At 70.9% G+C, this 16,476-nt stretch carries 15 protein-coding genes; 9 read left to right on the top strand and 6 right to left on the bottom strand.

Annotation, left to right across the window (positions count from 1 at the left end):
- Window positions 1–108 precede the first annotated feature (108 nt).
- The gene (locus A6A29_RS10595) at window positions 109–1,272 is read left to right on the top strand and encodes an oxidoreductase (RefSeq protein ID WP_073719773.1); all 1,164 of its coding nucleotides are present in this window, start codon (window positions 109–111) and stop codon (window positions 1,270–1,272) included.
- Window positions 1,273–1,313: 41 nt separating this feature from the next.
- On the opposite strand, the gene A6A29_RS10590 is transcribed toward A6A29_RS10595, so the two are convergent.
- Window positions 1,314–1,613 (bottom strand): YciI family protein, encoded by a 300-nt coding sequence (locus A6A29_RS10590; RefSeq protein WP_073719772.1) that lies wholly within the window; start codon window positions 1,611–1,613, stop codon window positions 1,314–1,316.
- Between the two features lie 301 nt (window positions 1,614–1,914).
- On the opposite strand from A6A29_RS10590, the gene A6A29_RS10585 reads away from it, so the two are divergent.
- A complete protein-coding gene (locus tag A6A29_RS10585; protein ID WP_073719931.1) occupies window positions 1,915–2,592 on the top strand; it encodes an endonuclease V in 678 nt (225 codons plus the stop codon).
- 49 nt (window positions 2,593–2,641) lie between these two features.
- On the top strand, window positions 2,642–2,785 hold the full coding sequence (gene mmpA / locus A6A29_RS47955) for a morphogenic membrane protein MmpA (protein ID WP_385727504.1): 144 nt from the start codon (window positions 2,642–2,644) through the stop codon (window positions 2,783–2,785).
- Window positions 2,786–2,838: 53 nt separating this feature from the next.
- On the opposite strand, the gene A6A29_RS10580 is transcribed toward mmpA, so the two are convergent.
- On the bottom strand, window positions 2,839–4,029 hold the full coding sequence (locus A6A29_RS10580) for a saccharopine dehydrogenase family protein (RefSeq protein ID WP_073719771.1): 1,191 nt from the start codon (window positions 4,027–4,029) through the stop codon (window positions 2,839–2,841).
- A gap of 204 nt (window positions 4,030–4,233) precedes the next feature.
- Between A6A29_RS10580 and A6A29_RS10575 the strand changes: the two genes are divergently transcribed.
- The 4 genes from A6A29_RS10575 to A6A29_RS10560 all read left to right on the top strand — a co-directional run bounded on the left by A6A29_RS10575 (window position 4,234) and on the right by A6A29_RS10560 (window position 10,186).
- Window positions 4,234–5,454: a CaiB/BaiF CoA transferase family protein gene (locus A6A29_RS10575; RefSeq protein WP_079182687.1), complete on the top strand. Its 1,221-nt coding sequence runs from the start codon at window positions 4,234–4,236 to the stop codon at window positions 5,452–5,454.
- Window positions 5,455–5,563: 109 nt separating this feature from the next.
- Window positions 5,564–6,706, top strand: coding sequence for an acyl-CoA dehydrogenase family protein (locus A6A29_RS10570; RefSeq protein WP_073719770.1), 1,143 nt, complete (start codon window positions 5,564–5,566; stop codon window positions 6,704–6,706).
- A 55-nt stretch (window positions 6,707–6,761) separates the two neighbouring features.
- A complete protein-coding gene (locus A6A29_RS10565; protein WP_073719769.1) occupies window positions 6,762–7,976 on the top strand; it encodes an acetyl-CoA C-acetyltransferase in 1,215 nt (404 codons plus the stop codon).
- A 38-nt stretch (window positions 7,977–8,014) separates the two neighbouring features.
- Window positions 8,015–10,186, top strand: a complete 2,172-nt coding sequence (locus tag A6A29_RS10560) for a 3-hydroxyacyl-CoA dehydrogenase NAD-binding domain-containing protein (RefSeq protein ID WP_073719768.1) — start codon at window positions 8,015–8,017, stop codon at window positions 10,184–10,186.
- A 33-nt stretch (window positions 10,187–10,219) separates the two neighbouring features.
- Here the strand turns inward: A6A29_RS10560 and A6A29_RS10555 are convergent, their stop codons facing one another.
- A complete protein-coding gene (locus tag A6A29_RS10555; RefSeq protein ID WP_073719767.1) occupies window positions 10,220–10,951 on the bottom strand; it encodes a MerR family transcriptional regulator in 732 nt (243 codons plus the stop codon).
- A 132-nt stretch (window positions 10,952–11,083) separates the two neighbouring features.
- On the opposite strand from A6A29_RS10555, the gene A6A29_RS10550 reads away from it, so the two are divergent.
- Together A6A29_RS10550 and A6A29_RS10545 are read left to right on the top strand one after the other, a co-directional pair.
- The gene (locus tag A6A29_RS10550; RefSeq protein ID WP_073719766.1) at window positions 11,084–11,599 is read left to right on the top strand and encodes a macro domain-containing protein; all 516 of its coding nucleotides are present in this window, start codon (window positions 11,084–11,086) and stop codon (window positions 11,597–11,599) included.
- Between the two features lie 89 nt (window positions 11,600–11,688).
- On the top strand, window positions 11,689–12,321 hold the full coding sequence (locus A6A29_RS10545; protein ID WP_073719765.1) for a TetR/AcrR family transcriptional regulator: 633 nt from the start codon (window positions 11,689–11,691) through the stop codon (window positions 12,319–12,321).
- Between the two features lie 84 nt (window positions 12,322–12,405).
- On the opposite strand, the gene A6A29_RS10540 is transcribed toward A6A29_RS10545, so the two are convergent.
- The 3 genes from A6A29_RS10540 to A6A29_RS10530 form a co-directional block, all read right to left on the bottom strand.
- Window positions 12,406–13,314: an oxygenase MpaB family protein gene (locus A6A29_RS10540; protein ID WP_073719764.1), complete on the bottom strand. Its 909-nt coding sequence runs from the start codon at window positions 13,312–13,314 to the stop codon at window positions 12,406–12,408.
- A gap of 268 nt (window positions 13,315–13,582) precedes the next feature.
- Entirely contained in the window at window positions 13,583–14,620 is a 1,038-nt protein-coding gene (locus A6A29_RS10535) for a LacI family DNA-binding transcriptional regulator (RefSeq protein ID WP_073719763.1), read from the bottom strand.
- Between the two features lie 234 nt (window positions 14,621–14,854).
- Complete coding sequence (locus A6A29_RS10530) at window positions 14,855–16,405, bottom strand: M1 family metallopeptidase (RefSeq protein ID WP_073719762.1); 1,551 nt, start codon at window positions 16,403–16,405, stop codon at window positions 14,855–14,857.
- Window positions 16,406–16,476 lie beyond the last annotated feature (71 nt).

Here is a 16,476-nt window from a genome sequence, read left to right as displayed (position 1 = left end):
GGCGGGTGGCGTGAGCTGCGTCACCGAAGAACACGTTGTCGTACGGATGCCCGGTTCCGGACGCCGTACCCTGGACGGCCCGCTGCCGGTGGGCTAGCTTCCAGCGCCATGAGGGCCTTGGGGAAGACGAGACGACTGATGTCGCTGGTGCTGTGCGGGGCGGCAGTGACTGCCGCACTGGCCGCACCAGCAGCACACGCAACACCAGCAGCAGACACAGCAACGGCAGCAGACATGACATCGGCAGCAGACGCAACGTCGGCAACACCCGCCGCGCAGGCAACGCGCGGCGCACACGCCGCACCGGGATGGGTACTCACCGACACCGGCACCGACGCCCGGTTCCGCGGACTCGCCGCTGTCGACCGACGTACCGCCTGGGTCGCCGGATCGAAGGGCACGGTCCTGCGGACGGCCGACGGCGGCCGGAACTGGCGCACCGTGTCACCGCCCGGCGCGGCCGATCTGGAGTTCCGCGACATCGAGGCATTCGACAGCCGCCGCGCGGTGGTGCTGGCCATCGGCGAGGGAGAGGCCTCGCGGGTCCTGCGCACCGACGACGGCGGAGCCACCTGGACCGAATCGTTCCGCAACACCGACGCCCGCGCCTTCTACGACTGCCTGACCTTCTTCGACAGCCGGCACGGGCTCGCCATGAGCGATCCGGTGGACGGCAAGTTCCGCATCCTGTCCACGGCGGACGGCGGCCGTAACTGGAAGGTCCTGTCCAACGCCGGGATGCCGGTGGCACAGACCGGGGAGGCGGGCTTCGCCGCGAGCGGCCAGTGTCTGGTCAGCTCGGGACCGAAGGACGTCTGGCTGACCACCGGCGGCGCCGCCACCGCACGGGTGCTGCACTCCGGGGACCGCGGCCTGACCTGGACGGCGACCCCGTCCGCGATCCCGGCGGGGGACCCGGCACGGGGCGTCTTCGGCGTCGCGTTCCGCGACCGTACGCACGGCATCGCGGTCGGCGGCGACTACCGCGCCGACCAGGCGTCGCCGAACGCCTCGGCCGTGACCGCCGACGGTGGCCGCAGGTGGCGCCAGTCCGCCACCCCGCCCGCCGCCTACCGCTCGGGTGTCGCCTGGCTGCCGCACAGCAGGTCCGCCGCACTGGCGGTCGGCCCGACGGGCACCGATCTCACCCGCGACGGCGGCCGTACCTGGCGCACGGTCGACACGGGCTCCTACGACACCGTCGACTGCACATCCGACTTCGGCTGCTGGGCCGCCGGAGAGCGGGGCCGGGTGGCACGGCTCGGCTTCTAGGCCGACCCGTCCCGTCCGCGCACGGGGCGCCGGGAGAGCCCTCAGCCGGGCAACCGCTGCTTGTACGAGGCCAGTTCGGGCGACGTCTTGGTCGCGATGAACTCCGTGATCCGGTACGCGCACACGGCGTGCACCACGAAGGGGTCGGCCGCCGCGATCTTCTCGATCCGCGCGCGGTCGTCCCCGACGGCCAGGATCACCCCGCCGTCCCGGGGGTCCTTGCGGCCCGAGGCGATGAACACCCCGGCCGCGTACTGCGCGTCCAGCCAGGCGACGTGGTCCTGCAGCAGCGCGTCCACCCGCTCGACCGGAGCGGTGTAGGTCAATTCGAGTACGAACATGATCGTCAGGCTACCGGGATGCCCGCCGCCCGCAGAATTCGTTCCCCCGCCCGCGCCGGTCCGTCGTGCGCCCCGCCCTCGCCCGCGCCGATCCGTCGCGTTCCCTCGCCCCGGCCCGCCCTCGCCCGCGCCGATCCGTCGCGTTCCCCCGCCCCGGCCCGCCCGGGGCCATTCCGCCGTGCGGCCCCGGACCCGCCCGCCGCGCCTCTTCCCCCGGCCGTTCCCTAAGGTGGACCTCACTATGACGAAGCCCCCCATGCCGGCCGACGGGATGCCCGACGACGGGCTGCCCGCCGACGAGATGCCCGCAGTGACGATGCCCGCCGACGAATCCGAGGCCCGCGCGATCCAGGAGACCCTGCGTTCGCGTGTGGTGCTCGACGAGCCGGGACCGGCGCCCGGTACCGGCCTGGTGACCGGGGTGGACGTCGCCTACGACGAGGAACGCAACGTCGTCGTCGCGGCGGCCGTGGTCCTGGACGCCGCGACCCTGGACGTGGTCGAGGAGGCCACCTCCGTCGGCAAGGTCACCTTCCCGTACATTCCCGGGCTGCTCGCCTTCCGCGAGATGCCCACGGTCCTGGCGGCGCTGGAGTCGCTCTCCGTCGACCCCGGCCTCGTGGTCTGCGACGGTTACGGGCTGGCGCACCCGCGCCGCTTCGGGCTGGCCAGCCACCTCGGCGTCCTCACCGGGCTGCCGGTCATCGGCGTCGGCAAGAACCCGTTCACCTTTTCGTACGAAGCCCCCGGACCCCTGCGCGGTGACTCCTCGCCGCTGCTCGACGGCGACGAGGTGGTGGGCCGGGCCCTGCGCACCCAGGTCGGCACGAATCCGGTCTTCGTCTCGGTCGGCCACCGGATCAGCCTGGACAACGCCTGCGCCCACACCCTGCGGCTGGCCCGTCGCTTCCGGCAGCCGGAGACGACCCGCAAGGCCGACGCGCTGTGCAGGCGGGCCCTGCGCGAGGAGACCGCCTGAGTACGCGTACGGATAGCGCCTGCCGGTCATGATCGGCAGGCTGGTACGTATGAACACTTCTCGTACAGTCGTCCGTATGGCACCTCTGCACCCCGCTCAGCGCCGGATCGCGGTGGGCATGGCCCTCGGCAGTGCCGTGGGGCTCGTCTGGCTCGGTGCGATGCTCTACACCCTGGCCGCCTGGGTCCTGTGAACGGTGGCCACCGGAAGAAACGGTGGCCACCGGACCGAATGGGGCACCGGCGCTCAGCGGACCGCCGCGACCCGGAAGCCCAGACCGGCCGCCCTGAGCCGTTCCAGCAGCGCGTCACCCATCGCCACCGCCGTGGTGACCTGCCCGGACGTCGCCGGAAGCTCGTCCAGGGCCAGGCAGAGCGCCGACTCGGCCAGCATCTTCGCCGTCTCCCCGTAACCGGGATCGCCGCCGGACACCTCCGTGAAGACCCGGCGTCCGCCGCCCTCCCCGACGAAGCGCACCGTGAACCAGCTCCGCTTCCTGCGCTCCGCGTCGGGCCCCTCGCCGGGTTCGTATCGGCTCATCAGCCACTCGCGTACGGACGGGAGTTGGGCGGCCGTGACCAGCGCGCCGAGTGCCGCGGTCGAGCCGATGGCCACCGGCAGGTGCTTCACCGAGGCGAAGTGCCGGTACTGGAAGTCGGGGCCGTAACGTTCCAGCGCCCGCGCGGAACGGCCGATGATCCGGGCGTCCACGGTCGGCAGCGGGAGCGCCCAGGTGCCGGTCGCCGCGCTGAAGTGCGGGGTGCCCAGCGGGGCGCGCACGCGTCGGCCGACCAGCCGGGGTTCGTGCAGACGCCGCTCCTTGGCCGCCTGGAGCATCTGGGGGCCGCGGCCCATCGCCGTCAGCGCGGAGGCGAACGTACCGCCGGAGAACGCGGCGTTGCTCCGGACGAAGCCGTCGATGACGAGCGGTACGTCGCGGGGCAGCTGCTGAACGGTGAAGTACGCGCCCAGGTCGTGCGGTACGGAGTCGAATCCGCAGGCGTGCACGAGGCGTGTCCCCGTTTCGCGCGCCCGCGTATCGTGCTCCAGGTACACCCGGTCGATGAACTCCGCCTCACCGGTGAGGTCCACATAGTCCGTTCCCGCCTCGGCGCAGGCGGCGACCAGTTTCTCGCCGTACCAGACGTACGGACCCACCGTCGTGGCCACCACCCGCGCGGACTCGGCCAGCGCGCGCAGCGCGTCGGCGTCGTCGGCGTCCGCCCGCACCAGGGGCAGTTCGGCGCAGCGCGGCTCGATGGCGGTCAGCCGCTCGCGCAGCCGCTCCAGCTTGGCGCGATCGCGGCCGGCCAGTGCCCAGCGGCAGCCGGCCGGCGCGTTCGCGGCCAGATATTCGGCGGTGAGTACCCCCACGAATCCGGTGGCACCGAAAAGGACGACGTCATAGGGGCGTTTCGCCCCGCTCTGCCTGTTCACGCGTACCTCCGCAGGGAGCCGGTGCCGATGTGGCAGGCAGAGGCTAGCGGAGCGGGACGCGGCGGGGCACGGCCGGGCGGCAACTATGAGGGAGGATCGGGAGGGAGAACTAAGCGCTTGCTCGGCCCTAGGGGTTGTGCGGAGCGTGACGCGTTCTTAGCATCATTGATGTTACATCGGTTGTGTCACACCGCTGGGGGCTTGATGGCAAGGACAGAGCACAGCCCGCGAGGCCCGCTGACGGGGGTGCGCGTCGTCGAGCTGGCGGGGATCGGGCCCGGTCCGTTCGCCGCGATGCTGCTGGCCGACCTCGGGGCCGACGTGGTGCGGGTCGACCGCCCCGGCGGCTCGGGTCTGGGCATCGACCCCGCGTACGACCTCACCAACCGCAACAAGCGCTCGGTCCTCGTCGACCTCAAGGCCGAGGGCGGGCCCGGCCGGGTCCTGGATCTCGCCGAACGCGCCGACATCCTCATCGAGGGATACCGGCCGGGCGTCGCCGAACGTCTCGGGGTCGGGCCCGCGAGCTGTCTCGCCCGCAATCCGCGACTCGTCTACGGGCGGATGACCGGCTGGGGACAGGACGGCCCCCTCGCGGAGCGGGCCGGGCACGACATCGCGTACATCGCCCTCACCGGCACCCTCTCCATGATCGGCGGACCCGGTGAGCCGCCCACCGTCCCCGCCAACCTGGTCGGCGACTACGCGGGGGGCTCGCTCTACCTCGTCGTCGGCGTCCTCGCCGCCCTCCAGCACGCCCGCACGCCCGGCGGGGCGGGCCAGGTCGTGGACGCCGCCATCGTCGACGGCGCCGCCCACCTCGCGACGATGATCCACGGGATGCTGGCGGCCGGCGGCTGGCAGGACCGGCGCGGCTCCAACCTCCTCGACGGCGGCTGCCCGTTCTACGGCTCGTACGAGACCGCCGACGGGCAGTACATGGCGGTGGGGCCGCTGGAGCAGCGGTTCTACGACGAGTTCATCACCCTGCTCGGTATCGCGGACCAGGCCCCGGACCGCAAGGACCTCACCCGCTGGGACGACCTGCGCACCGCTGTCGCCGAGCGGTTCCTGACCCGGACGCGCGAGGAGTGGACCGAGGTGTTCGAGGGCACGGACGCCTGCGTCGCCCCGGTGCTCTCGCTCCGCGAGGCCCCGCACCATCCGCATCTCGCCGCCCGCGGCACCTTCGTCGAGCACGGCGGCCTCACCCAGCCCGCGCCGGCCCCCCGGTTCTCGGTGACCCCGGTCTCCGTACGCAGCGGACCCGCGCGGCCCGGTGCGGACACCGAGGCGGTCGCCGCCGACTGGGACGTACCGGGCCTGCGGGCCACGGAGCCGGCGGGAACGGACGCCGCCGGGGCAGAAACGACCGGAACGGACACCACCGGAACAGCCGCCCCGCGCAAGGGCGCCACCGGCTGATGGGGCGCGTACTTTGCGACGCGGGCGTCAGCACACCCACCGTCACGCCGGGCGGCCCCGAGGCCGCCCGGCCGACCTCCACCGTCAAGAACCGGCTCCAGGGGGCCCCGTGCAGCGGCAGATCTTCACCGAGGAGCACCACGCGTTCCGCGAGACCGTCCGGACCTTCCTGGCCAAGGAGGTCCTCCCGCACTACGAGCAGTGGGAGAAGGACGGCATCGTCTCCCGCGAGGCATGGCTCGCCGCCGGACGGCAGGGCCTGCTCGGCTTCGCCGTCCCCGAGGAGTACGGCGGCGGGGGCAACGCCGACTTCCGCTACAGCGCCGTTCTCGCCGAGGAGTTCACCCGGGCCGGGGCGCCCGGATTCGCCGTCGGTCTGCACAACGACATCATCGGCCCCTACCTCACGGGCCTGGCCACCGAGGAGCAGAAGCGCCGCTGGCTGCCCGGCTTCTGCAGCGGCGGGACCATCACCGCGATCGCCATGACCGAACCGGGCGCGGGCTCCGACCTCCAGGGCATCCGCACCACGGCCGAGGACAGGGGCGACCACTGGCTGCTCAACGGCTCGAAGACCTTCATCTCCAACGGGGTCCTCGCCGATCTGGTGATCGTCGTCGCGAAGACCACCGCCGAGGGCGGCGCGAAGGGACTCTCCCTGATCGTCGTCGAACGCGGCGCGGAGGGCTTCGAGCGGGGCCGCAACCTCGACAAGATCGGCCAGAAGTCCCAGGACACCGCCGAGCTGTTCTTCCACGACGTCCGGGTACCCAAGGAGAACCTCCTCGGTGAGCGGGACGGCGCCTTCATCCACCTGATGACCAACCTCGCCCAGGAGCGGATGGGTATCGCGGTCGCCGGGATCGCCGCCGCCGAACATCTCCTGGAGATCACCACGCAGTACGTCAAGGAGCGCGAGGCGTTCGGGCGGCCGCTCTCCAAGCTCCAGCACATCCGGTTCGAGATCGCCGAGATGGCCACCGAGTGCGCCGTCACCAGGGCCTTCCTGGACCGGTGCATCGTCGACCACTCGGAGGGCGTCCTCGACGCCGTACACGCCTCCATGGCGAAGTGGTGGGCCACCGAACTGCAAAAGCGCGTCGCCGACCGATGCCTCCAACTGCACGGCGGCTACGGCTACATGGCGGAGTACCGGGTGGCCAAGGCGTTCACCGACGGCCGTATCCAGACCATCTACGGCGGTACGACCGAGATCATGAAGGAGATCATCGGCCGCTCGCTGCTCGCCTGATCCTCCCCGTCCGTCCGACCCCTCGTCGCCCCACCACCCCCGAAAGGCAGCTGTCTTGAGTACCGAAGCATTTGTCTACGACGCGATCCGCACTCCGCGCGGCCGCGGCAAGGCCAATGGCGCCCTGCACGGCACCAAGCCGATCGACCTGGTCGTCGGCCTCATCCACGAGATCCGCGGCCGATTCCCGGACCTCGACCCGGCGGCCATCGACGACATCGTGCTCGGCGTGGTCAGCCCGCTCGGCGACCAGGGCTCCGACATCGCGAGGATCGCCGCCATCGCGGCGGGGCTCCCCGACTCCGTCGCCGGTGTCCAGGAGAACCGCTTCTGTGCCTCCGGCCTCGAAGCGGTCAACCTGGCCGCCGCCAAGGTCCGTTCGGGCTGGGAGGACCTCGTCCTGGCCGGTGGCGTCGAGTCGATGTCCCGGGTCCCGATGGGCTCCGACGGCGGCGCCTGGGCGATGGACCCGATGACCAACTTCGAGACCGGTTTCGCCCCGCAGGGCATCGGCGCCGACCTCATCGCCACCATCGAGGGCTTCTCCCGACGCGATGTCGACGAGTACGCCGCCCTGTCCCAGGAGCGCGCCGCCGCGGCCTGGAAGGACGAGCGGTTCGCCCGTTCCGTCGTTCCCGTCAAGGACCGCAACGGCCTCGTCGTCCTCGACCGCGACGAGCACCTGCGGCCCGGCACCACCGCCGACTCGCTCGCCGCCCTCAAGCCGTCCTTCGCGGCGATCGGCGAGATGGGCGGCTTCGACGCGGTCGCGCTGCAGAAGTACCACTGGGTCGAGAAGATCGACCATGTCCACCACGCGGGCAACTCCTCCGGCATCGTGGACGGCGCCGCCCTCGTCGCGATCGGCTCCAAGGAGGTCGGCGAGCGCTACGGCCTCACCCCGCGCGCCCGGATCGTCTCCGCCGCCGTCTCCGGCTCCGAGCCGACCATCATGCTGACCGGCCCCGCTCCCGCCACCCGCAAGGCGCTGGCCAAGGCCGGGCTGACCATCGACGACATCGACCTCGTCGAGATCAACGAGGCATTCGCCGGAGTGGTCCTGCGCTTCGTCAAGGACATGGGCCTCTCCCTGGACAAGGTCAATGTCAACGGCGGCGCCATCGCGCTCGGCCACCCGCTCGGCGCGACCGGCGCGATGATCCTCGGCACGCTCATCGACGAACTGGAGCGGCGCGACAAGCGGTACGGCCTCGTCACCCTCTGCGTCGGCGGCGGGATGGGCATCGCCACCGTCATCGAACGTCTCTGACCGTCCCCGGCCACCCCTGCTTACGGAGAAGAAGAGCAATGACCGAGAGCACGACCATCCGCTGGGAACAGGACGGGACCGGCGTCGTCACCCTCGTCCTCGACGACCCCGACCAGTCCGCCAACACGATGAACCAGGCGTTCAAGGACTCCATCGCCGCCGTCGCCGACCGCGCCGAGGCCGAGAAGGACTCCATCCGCGGCATCATCTACACCTCCGCCAAGAAGACCTTCTTCGCGGGCGGCGACCTCAAGGACATGATCAAGGTCGGCCCCGAGAACGCCCAGGCCGCCTTCGACACCGGCACCGCCATCAAGAGGTCGCTGCGCCGCATCGAGACCCTCGGCAAGCCCGTCGTCGCCGCCATCAACGGAGCCGCCCTCGGCGGCGGTTACGAGATCGCGCTCGCCTCCCACCACCGGGTCGCCCTCGACGCGCCCGGCTCCCGCATCGGCCTGCCCGAGGTCACCCTCGGACTGCTGCCCGCGGGCGGCGGCGTCACCCGCACCGTGCGCCTCATGGGCATCGCCGACGCGCTCCTGAAGGTGCTGCTCCAGGGCACCCAGTACACGCCCGCGCGCGCCCTGGAGAACGGTCTGGTCCACGAGGTCGCCGCCACCCGTGAGGAGATGCTCACCAAGGCCCGCGCCTTCATCGACGCGCACCCCGAGTCGCAGCAGCCCTGGGACGTCAAGGGTTACAAGATCCCCGGCGGCACCCCGTCCAACCCGCGGTTCGCCGCCAATCTGCCCGCCTTCCCGTCCAACCTGAAGAAGCAGATCGCCGGCGCCCCCATGCCCGCGCCCCGCAACATCCTGGCCGCCGCGGTAGAGGGATCGCAGGTCGACTTCGAGACCGCGCTGACCATCGAGGCCCGCTACTTCACCGAGCTGGTCACCGGCCAGGTCGCGAAGAACATGATCCAGGCGTTCTTCTTCGACCTCCAGGCCGTCAACTCCGGCGCCAACCGCCCCAAGGGCGTCCCGGAGCGCCCGGTCCGCAAGGTCGCCGTCCTCGGAGCCGGGATGATGGGCGCCGGAATCGCGTACTCCTGCGCCCGCGCGGGCATCGACGTCGTCCTGAAGGACGTCTCCGCGGAAGCGGCGGCCAAGGGCAAGGCGTACAGCGAGAAGCTCCTCGCCAAGGCGCTCTCCCGGGGCCGTACGACCGAGGCGAAGCGCGACGAGCTGCTGGCCCGCATCACCCCGACCGGCGACGCGGCCGATCTGGCGGGCTGCGACGCCGTGATCGAGGCGGTCTTCGAGGACACCTCGCTCAAGCACAAGGTGTTCCAGGAGATCCAGGACGTCATCGAGCCCGACGCCCTGCTCTGCTCCAACACCTCCACGCTGCCGATCACGGTCCTCGCCGAAGGTGTGTCACGGCCGGCCGACTTCATCGGCCTCCACTTCTTCTCTCCCGTCGACAAGATGCCGCTCGTCGAGATCATCAAGGGGGAGCGGACCGGCGACGAGGCCCTGGCCCGCGCCTTCGACCTGGTCCGCCGGATCAAGAAGACGCCGATCGTCGTCAACGACTCACGCGGCTTCTTCACCTCACGCGTCATCGGCCAGTTCATCAACGAGGGCGTCGCCATGGTCGGCGAGGGCGTCGAGCCCGCTTCGGTCGAGCAGGCCGCCGCGCAGTCCGGTTACCCGGCCAAGGTGCTCTCCCTGATGGACGAGCTGACCCTCACCCTGCCGCGCAAGATCCGCGACGAGACCCGGCGGGCCGTCGAGGAGGCGGGCGGCACCTGGGCCGGGCACCCCTCCGACGAGGTCATCGACCGGATGGTCGACGAGTTCGGGCGGCCGGGACGCAGTGGCGGCGCGGGCTTCTACGAGTACGACGAGGACGGCAAGCGGGCCCGCCTGTGGCCGGGGCTGCGCGAGCACTTCACCAAGCCGGACGCCGATGTGCCCTTCGTCGACATGAAGGAGCGGATGCTGTTCTCCGAGGCGCTGGACAGCGTCCGCTGCCTGGAGGAGAACGTCCTGATCTCTGTCGCGGACGCCAACATCGGCTCCATCATGGGCATCGGCTTCCCGCCGTGGACCGGCGGTGTGCTCCAGTACATCAACGGGTACGAGGGCGGCCTGCCCGGTTTCGTGGCCCGCGCCCGCGAACTCGCCGAGCGCTACGGGGACCGGTTCCTGCCGCCCGCACTGCTCGTGGAGATGGCCGGGAAGGGCGAGACCTTCCACGACTGAGGCCGGGCGGCGCGGGCCGCGTGCACGGCGTACTCACTCCGCCGTGAACGCGGCCCGCAGCTCCTGCTTCAACGACCGCTGGAACGCGGTCACCAGCGCCTGGACCACCATCGGCTGCATATGGGCCGACAGCGACTTCATCGCCGCGACATGCTCCGGGTCCGACTCGCGCTCACGGTACGGATTCCACACCTCGTCCCGGAACAGCCGTGTCAGCTCCTGGGCGGCCGACCGGGTGTGCTCCAGCAGGACCGTGCGCGCCGCCAGGATCGTCTCGTGCGCGATCGGCACGTCCAGCAGTTCCACGCCGAGCCGCAGCAGCCCGGGGTCCACCCGGTAGGTGCCCCCGGCCACCTCGGGACGCTCCAGCACCTCCATCGCGGCCAGCCGGTCCACGTCCCCCTCGGTCAGGGTCCGGCCCGCCCGGCGCTCCAGCTCGGCCCTGGTCGTGTCCTCCGCCTTGTCCGGCGCCCAGGACGCCACGAGGGCCCGGTGGATCGCCAGGTCACGGGCGCTCAGATCCGGCGGCAGCTGCTCCAGATACCGTTCGATGGCGGCCAGCGTCATGCCCTGGTGCTGGAGCTCCTCGATCAGGGCGAGACGGGACAGGTGCTCGCGCCCGTAGTGCCCGACCCGGCGCGGACCGATGACCGGAGGCGGCAGCAGGCCCCGGGTGCTGTAGAAGCGCACCGTACGCACGGTGACTCCGGCGCGCGCCGCCAGCTCGTCGACGGTCAGCGTCGGCTCGTCGGTCCCGGTCACGATGTCTGCTCCTTGCGTCCCACGGCTGTACCCGTGCGCCGATCCGGTTCATCAGTATTGCTGTCTCACCACTGTGGTGAAAGTGGCCGCCGGCGTCGGAAAGCGATTGTCGGTGGTGGTCCGTACGGTGGTGACATGCTGGAGATCACGTATGTACGGGGGGACGCCACCGCTCCGCAGGGCAAGGGCGTCAAGCTGATCGCGCACGTCTGCAACGACCTGGGCGGCTGGGGCAAGGGCTTCGTCCTGGCCCTCTCGCGCCGCTGGCCCGAGCCGGAGCGGGAGTACCGCCGCTGGCACCGGGAGCGCGCGGGGAACGACTTCGCCCTGGGCGCCGTGCAGTTCGTCCAGGTCGGTCCGTACCTCTGGGTGGCGAACATGATCGGACAGCGGGGGATGCGTACGGGCAGTAAGGGGGTGCCCATACGGTACGAGGCGGTGGACGCGGCCCTGGGCTCCGTGGCCGAACGGGCGGCGGAGCTGGGGGTATCGGTCCATATGCCGCGGATCGGCTGCGGTCTGGCGGGCGGCAAGTGGTCCAGGATCGAGCCGCTGATCGGACAACGGCTCCTCGGCAAGGACATACCCGTGACGGTGTACGACTACGGCTCGGACCGACCTCGCGGCGGATCCTTCCGGAAGGCTGCCTGAGCGGGGGAGAGTTACGGGGTGACGGATCATGTCGCTCTGTCCCGGCATGGCTATGGTGGAATCGAACCGCAGTGACGGGGGGAGGGCTCATGCCGACGCAGGACACCAACGAGGCGCTGCTCGCGGGGGCGCTCACGCAGACCCCGCCGTCCGACGCGCTCAGCGAACAGATCCTCGACGCGGCGCGCGAGCAGTTCATCACGTTCGGGCTGCGCCGGTCGACCGTGGACGATGTCGCCAAACGGGCCAAGGTCTCGCGGGTGACCGTCTACCGGCGGATCGGCAACAAGGACGGCCTCGTCTCGGCCTGTCTGCTGCGTGAGTACCGGCGCTTCCTGGTGGAGGTGGACGACGCGGTCGCCATGCTGCCCACCATCGAGGACCGGATGGTCGAGGGGTTCGTCGCCGTCCTCAGGCACATCCGTGAACACCCGCTCGTCGGCGGACTGCTGCGGCTCGAACCGGAGATCATGCTTCCTTTCCTCACCCTGGAGAGCGGGCCGGCCTTCCTCGCCATGCGGGGATATCTGGCCGACCGGCTGCGCGAGGCACGACGGGCCGAAGGCAGACCGGAGAGCGATCCGACACCCGTCGCCGAGCTGATGGTGCGGATCACCGTCTCGTTCCTGCTCAACCCGGTCAGCTGTTTCGCGCTGGACGACGACGCGCAGGTCCGGTCCTTCGCGCGCCGCTACTTCGCGCCGCTGCTCGCCGCCGGATAGCCGGTCAGCCGGTCAGTCGGTCCGCCGTCGGTGTCCGGGGCGCGGCCGGGCGTCCGGTGCGGGCGTCCCCGGCCCGGACGGTGCTCATGACGGTTCCCGGGCCGGGGGCGCCGGAGCCCGGATCTCGTCGGGCAGGGGCTCCAGGGGACGGCTGCGGGCCCAGTGCGGGCCGAGATCATCCAGCCGCCAGCCGAACGGGTACGAGCGGGGCTGCGGGCGTGAGGGCAGCCACCGCGGCCGGGCCGGCAGCAGCCGCACCAGCCGGGACCGTGCCCTCAGGGCACCTGCGGCCGCCGACCGGACCGGGAGCGGCTGCACCCGGAAGCCCAGCGCCCGCAGCAGCGGCTCGTCCAGCAGCGCGAGCGAGAAGCGTGCGGTCAGCGGGCGCACCGGGCGCGGATACCAGCTCGCCATCGTGCGGAACGTGGCGCTCGCGACCCGCCGGTTCGCCGGGTCGTACGCGAACATCCGCTCCTCGTAGGAATCGAGAAGCAGCTCGAAGCCCTCGTAGGTGGCGGGTGCTCCCTCGATGCCCATCATGGCCGCCGTCTTCCGCGCGACCTGGGTCAGCGCCTCGACCTCCTGGGCACACAGGGGCCGCCAGCCGAACCGGTCGATCCAGCGCTTCGGTCCCACGACCGTCGTGGCCAGCACATAGAGAAAGTCCTCGTTCGGAATGCGGTACTTGCCGTGGATCCGGTTCAGATGGCGGGCGGCGGCCCGGCCGCGCGCCGAGTCGAAGCCGTCCGCGGACATCTCGTACCCGATCAGGACGGTGTCGTCGTACCGCTTCTGCCCGGACCGCTCGAACTCCTGGGTGCGGTCCAGGAGTACGGAGATCCGGGGGACCCCGAAGTCACGGAGGAACGCGATGCTCACGCCCTGCCGGTAGTCCCAGGGGAACTCGTACTGCGAGATCAGCCGGAGGATCTCGGCATAGTCGCGACTGGGATCCATCCGGCGGATCTCGCGGAGACGGCTGTAGCGGCCCATGGTGCACCCTCCTGTGCGAGCGGTGACGATGATCTTCCGGCTCAACTTCCGTGACACACAGGGCGTCTGACGGTGCATCTGTTCCACGGGAGTCAATGTTACAAAGACTATCGACTTGTTTCATGGGGCGCGTCAACACTGCTGACACATATTCCAGGAAGAGGTGGGGTGGGCGTCGGCGGGCATCCCATCGGCCCGCGTCCCCGGGATCGGGAAGCGGGCCGATGGGGAAGGGGAAGGGAAAGGGGAGGAGGCGGCCGGCGGGGGATCAGGCCGAGGCGCGGTGGATCAGCTCGGTCGGGGTGATCACGGACTCGGCCCCGTCACCCGTGGCGCCGTTCAGCCGCTCCATCAGCAGCCGCACCATCAACCGCCCCATGCCCTCCACGTCCTGACGCACCGTCGTCAGCGGTGGCTGCGTGGCCTCCGCGACGGACGTCATGTCGTCGAAGCCCACCAGGGCCACATCCTCGGGCACCCGCCTGCCGTTTTCCCGCAGCACCCGCAGGGCCCCCGAGGCCATCAGGTCGTTGGAGACGAAGACGGCGTCCAGGGCGGGGTGGCGCTCCAGCAGTTCCGTCATGGCCCGTGCGCCGCCCTCGGCGGTGAAGTCGGCGTCCACGATCAGGCCGGGATCGCCGTCGGGCAGTACATCGAGGTAGCCGTCGATGCGGTCCAGCGCCGAGGTCTGGTCGCGCGGTCCGGCGATGTGCGCGATCCGCCGCCGGCCGAGCGAGACCAGATGGCGCACGGCCTCGCGCGCACCGCCCCGGTTGTCGCAGTCGACATAGGGCACCGCCGGTCCGGAACCCGCCCCGGGGCGGCCGCCGTACACCGTGGGGACATGGAACCGGCGGATGATCGCGGGCAGTTCGTCGTCGGTGTGCAGCGAGAACGCCAGCACGCCATCGACATGGCCACCGGCGAGATAGCGCGTGACCCGGTCGAAGTCACCGCTCCCCTCCACGAGGAGGAGCACCAACTGAGCGTCGTGCAGATTCAGTTCGCGGCTGATGCCGCGTATCTGCCGGGAGAAGAACGGATCGGAGAAGATGCGGAACTCGGGCTCGTCGATGATCACGGCGACCGCCCCGTTGCGCCGGGTGACCAGCGTCCGCGCGGCGTGGTTCGGTATGTAACCGAGCTCCTCGACGGCCTTGCGCACCTGATCCACCAGCGGCTGCCGCACCCCGGCGCCACCGTTGACGACCCGGGAGGCCGTCGCCCGGGAGACTCCCGCACGGGCCGCCACCGCCTCCAGGGTGGGCCGGGCGTCACGCAGGGAATCGGGGCTCGGACCGGACAAGGGACGCTCCTCGTACGCACGGGAATCCGGCCGGGAACAGCCGGGGACTGGCGGAACTGCACGAACACCGCCAGCCTATCCGCCGCCCCTCGCGAAGTGCCGGAGCGCCTTCCCCCACCGGAGGCCTGAGGCTGTCCCCCACCGGAAGCCTGGAGCCGTCCCTCGCCGGAAGCCGGGACAGGGCGCCGCCGCCGTCGGGTGACGGCGGCGGCGCCCGGAGCGTACCGATGAGGGTCAGCGGTGGTCGTGGATGGTGTTCGTCGCCGCGATCTTCTTCCAGGAGGCGGGCCGCTCGGGGCTCGCCACCTCACGATCGGCTTCACGAGCGGCCTTGCGCGCGGCCTCCCGCGCGGCCGGTGCCTGGGTCCGTGCGCCTGTGGAGGTGTCGGCCGCCGGGGACTCCGGCCGGGACGGCTGGTACAGCCAGGTGTCGAAGAAGGCGGCGAGCGGCTTGCCCGAGACCCGCTCCGCGTACCGTACGAAGTCGCCCACGCTCGCGTTGCCGTAGGCGTGCTCGGCCGGCCAGCCCTTCAGCAGCTCGAAGAACGTCTCGTCGCCGACCTGGTTGCGCAGTGCCTGGAGCGCCAGCGCACCCCGGTCGTAGACGGCCCCGGCGAACTGGTTGTCCGGGCCCGGATCGCCCGGCTTCACCGTCCAGAAGCTGTCGTCGGCCGGGTGCTGGGCGTAGGTGTAGTCGGCCAGCTCCTGCGCCGTGCCCTCGCCCTCCTTCTCCGACCACAGCCACTGGCTGTAGCGGGCGAAGCCCTCGTTGATCCAGATGTCCTTCCAGCCCTCGACCGACACGCTGTCGCCGTACCACTGGTGCGCCAGCTCATGCACGACGACCGACACATTGGCGCCGTTCGCGAACTGCTTCGGGCTGTAGAACGGGCGCGTCTGGGTCTCCAGGGCGAATCCGCTGGTCACATTGGGGACGTAGCCGCCGAGCGCGTTGAACGGATACGGCCCGAACACCTCGGTCAGCCACTCGGCGACCTCGCCCGTGCGCTCGATGCTGGCACGCGCGGCACCGTCGTTGTCGCCGAGGTCCTTGCTGTACGCGTTCAGGACCGGCAGACCGTCCGCCGTCTTGTCCGTCGTGATGTCGAACTTGCCGATCGCGAGCGTCGTCAGATAGGTCGCCTGCGGCTTGTTCGAACGCCAGTTGAAGCGGGTCCAGCCGAGCTTCGAGCTCTGCGACTGGAGGACCCCGTTGCTGATCGCCTGGGTGCCGTCCGGTACGGACACCGACACGTCGTACGTCGCCTTGTCCAGCGGGTGGTCGTTGCTCGGGAACCACCACACCGCCGAGTCCGGCTCCTGCGCGGCGACGCCGCCGTCCGGGGTACGGGCCCAGGCGGTCCAGCCGTTGACCTTCACCTCGGAGGGCTTTCCGGCGTAGCGGACGACGACCGAGACCGACCTGCCCTTGGTGAGGGCGGCCGACGGGGTGATCTCCAGCTCCTGCTCCCCGGTCTTCGTGAAGCGCGCCTTCTTGCCGTTCACCCGTACCTCGGAGACGGCGAGTCCGAAGTCGAGGTTGAAGCGGGACAACTGCTGCGTGGGGGTGGCGACCAGCGTCGCCGTGCCCTCCAGCAGATCGGTCGCGGGCTGATACTTCAGCCGCAGGTCGTAGTGGGACACGTCGTAGCCACCGTTTCCGCTGGCCGGGTAGTAGGGGTCGCCGATACCCGGGGCGCCCACGGTGCCTTCGGCGGCCGATGCCGGGATCGCCAGCACGAGGGTGGCCGCGAGTGCGCTGGGGACGATGAGTCTGCGGTGCACGAATGCTCCAAGTCGTCGGGACGGATGATCTTCCGACCGGTCGTTGGTGAGACTAATCAGCCGAGACCGCT

It is taken from the genome of Streptomyces sp. TSRI0281 (assembly GCF_001905125.1).
GTDB lineage: Bacteria > Actinomycetota > Actinomycetes > Streptomycetales > Streptomycetaceae > Streptomyces.
The sequence above is the reverse complement of the archived record's forward strand: the minus strand, read 5'-3'. Positions and strand labels throughout refer to the sequence as shown.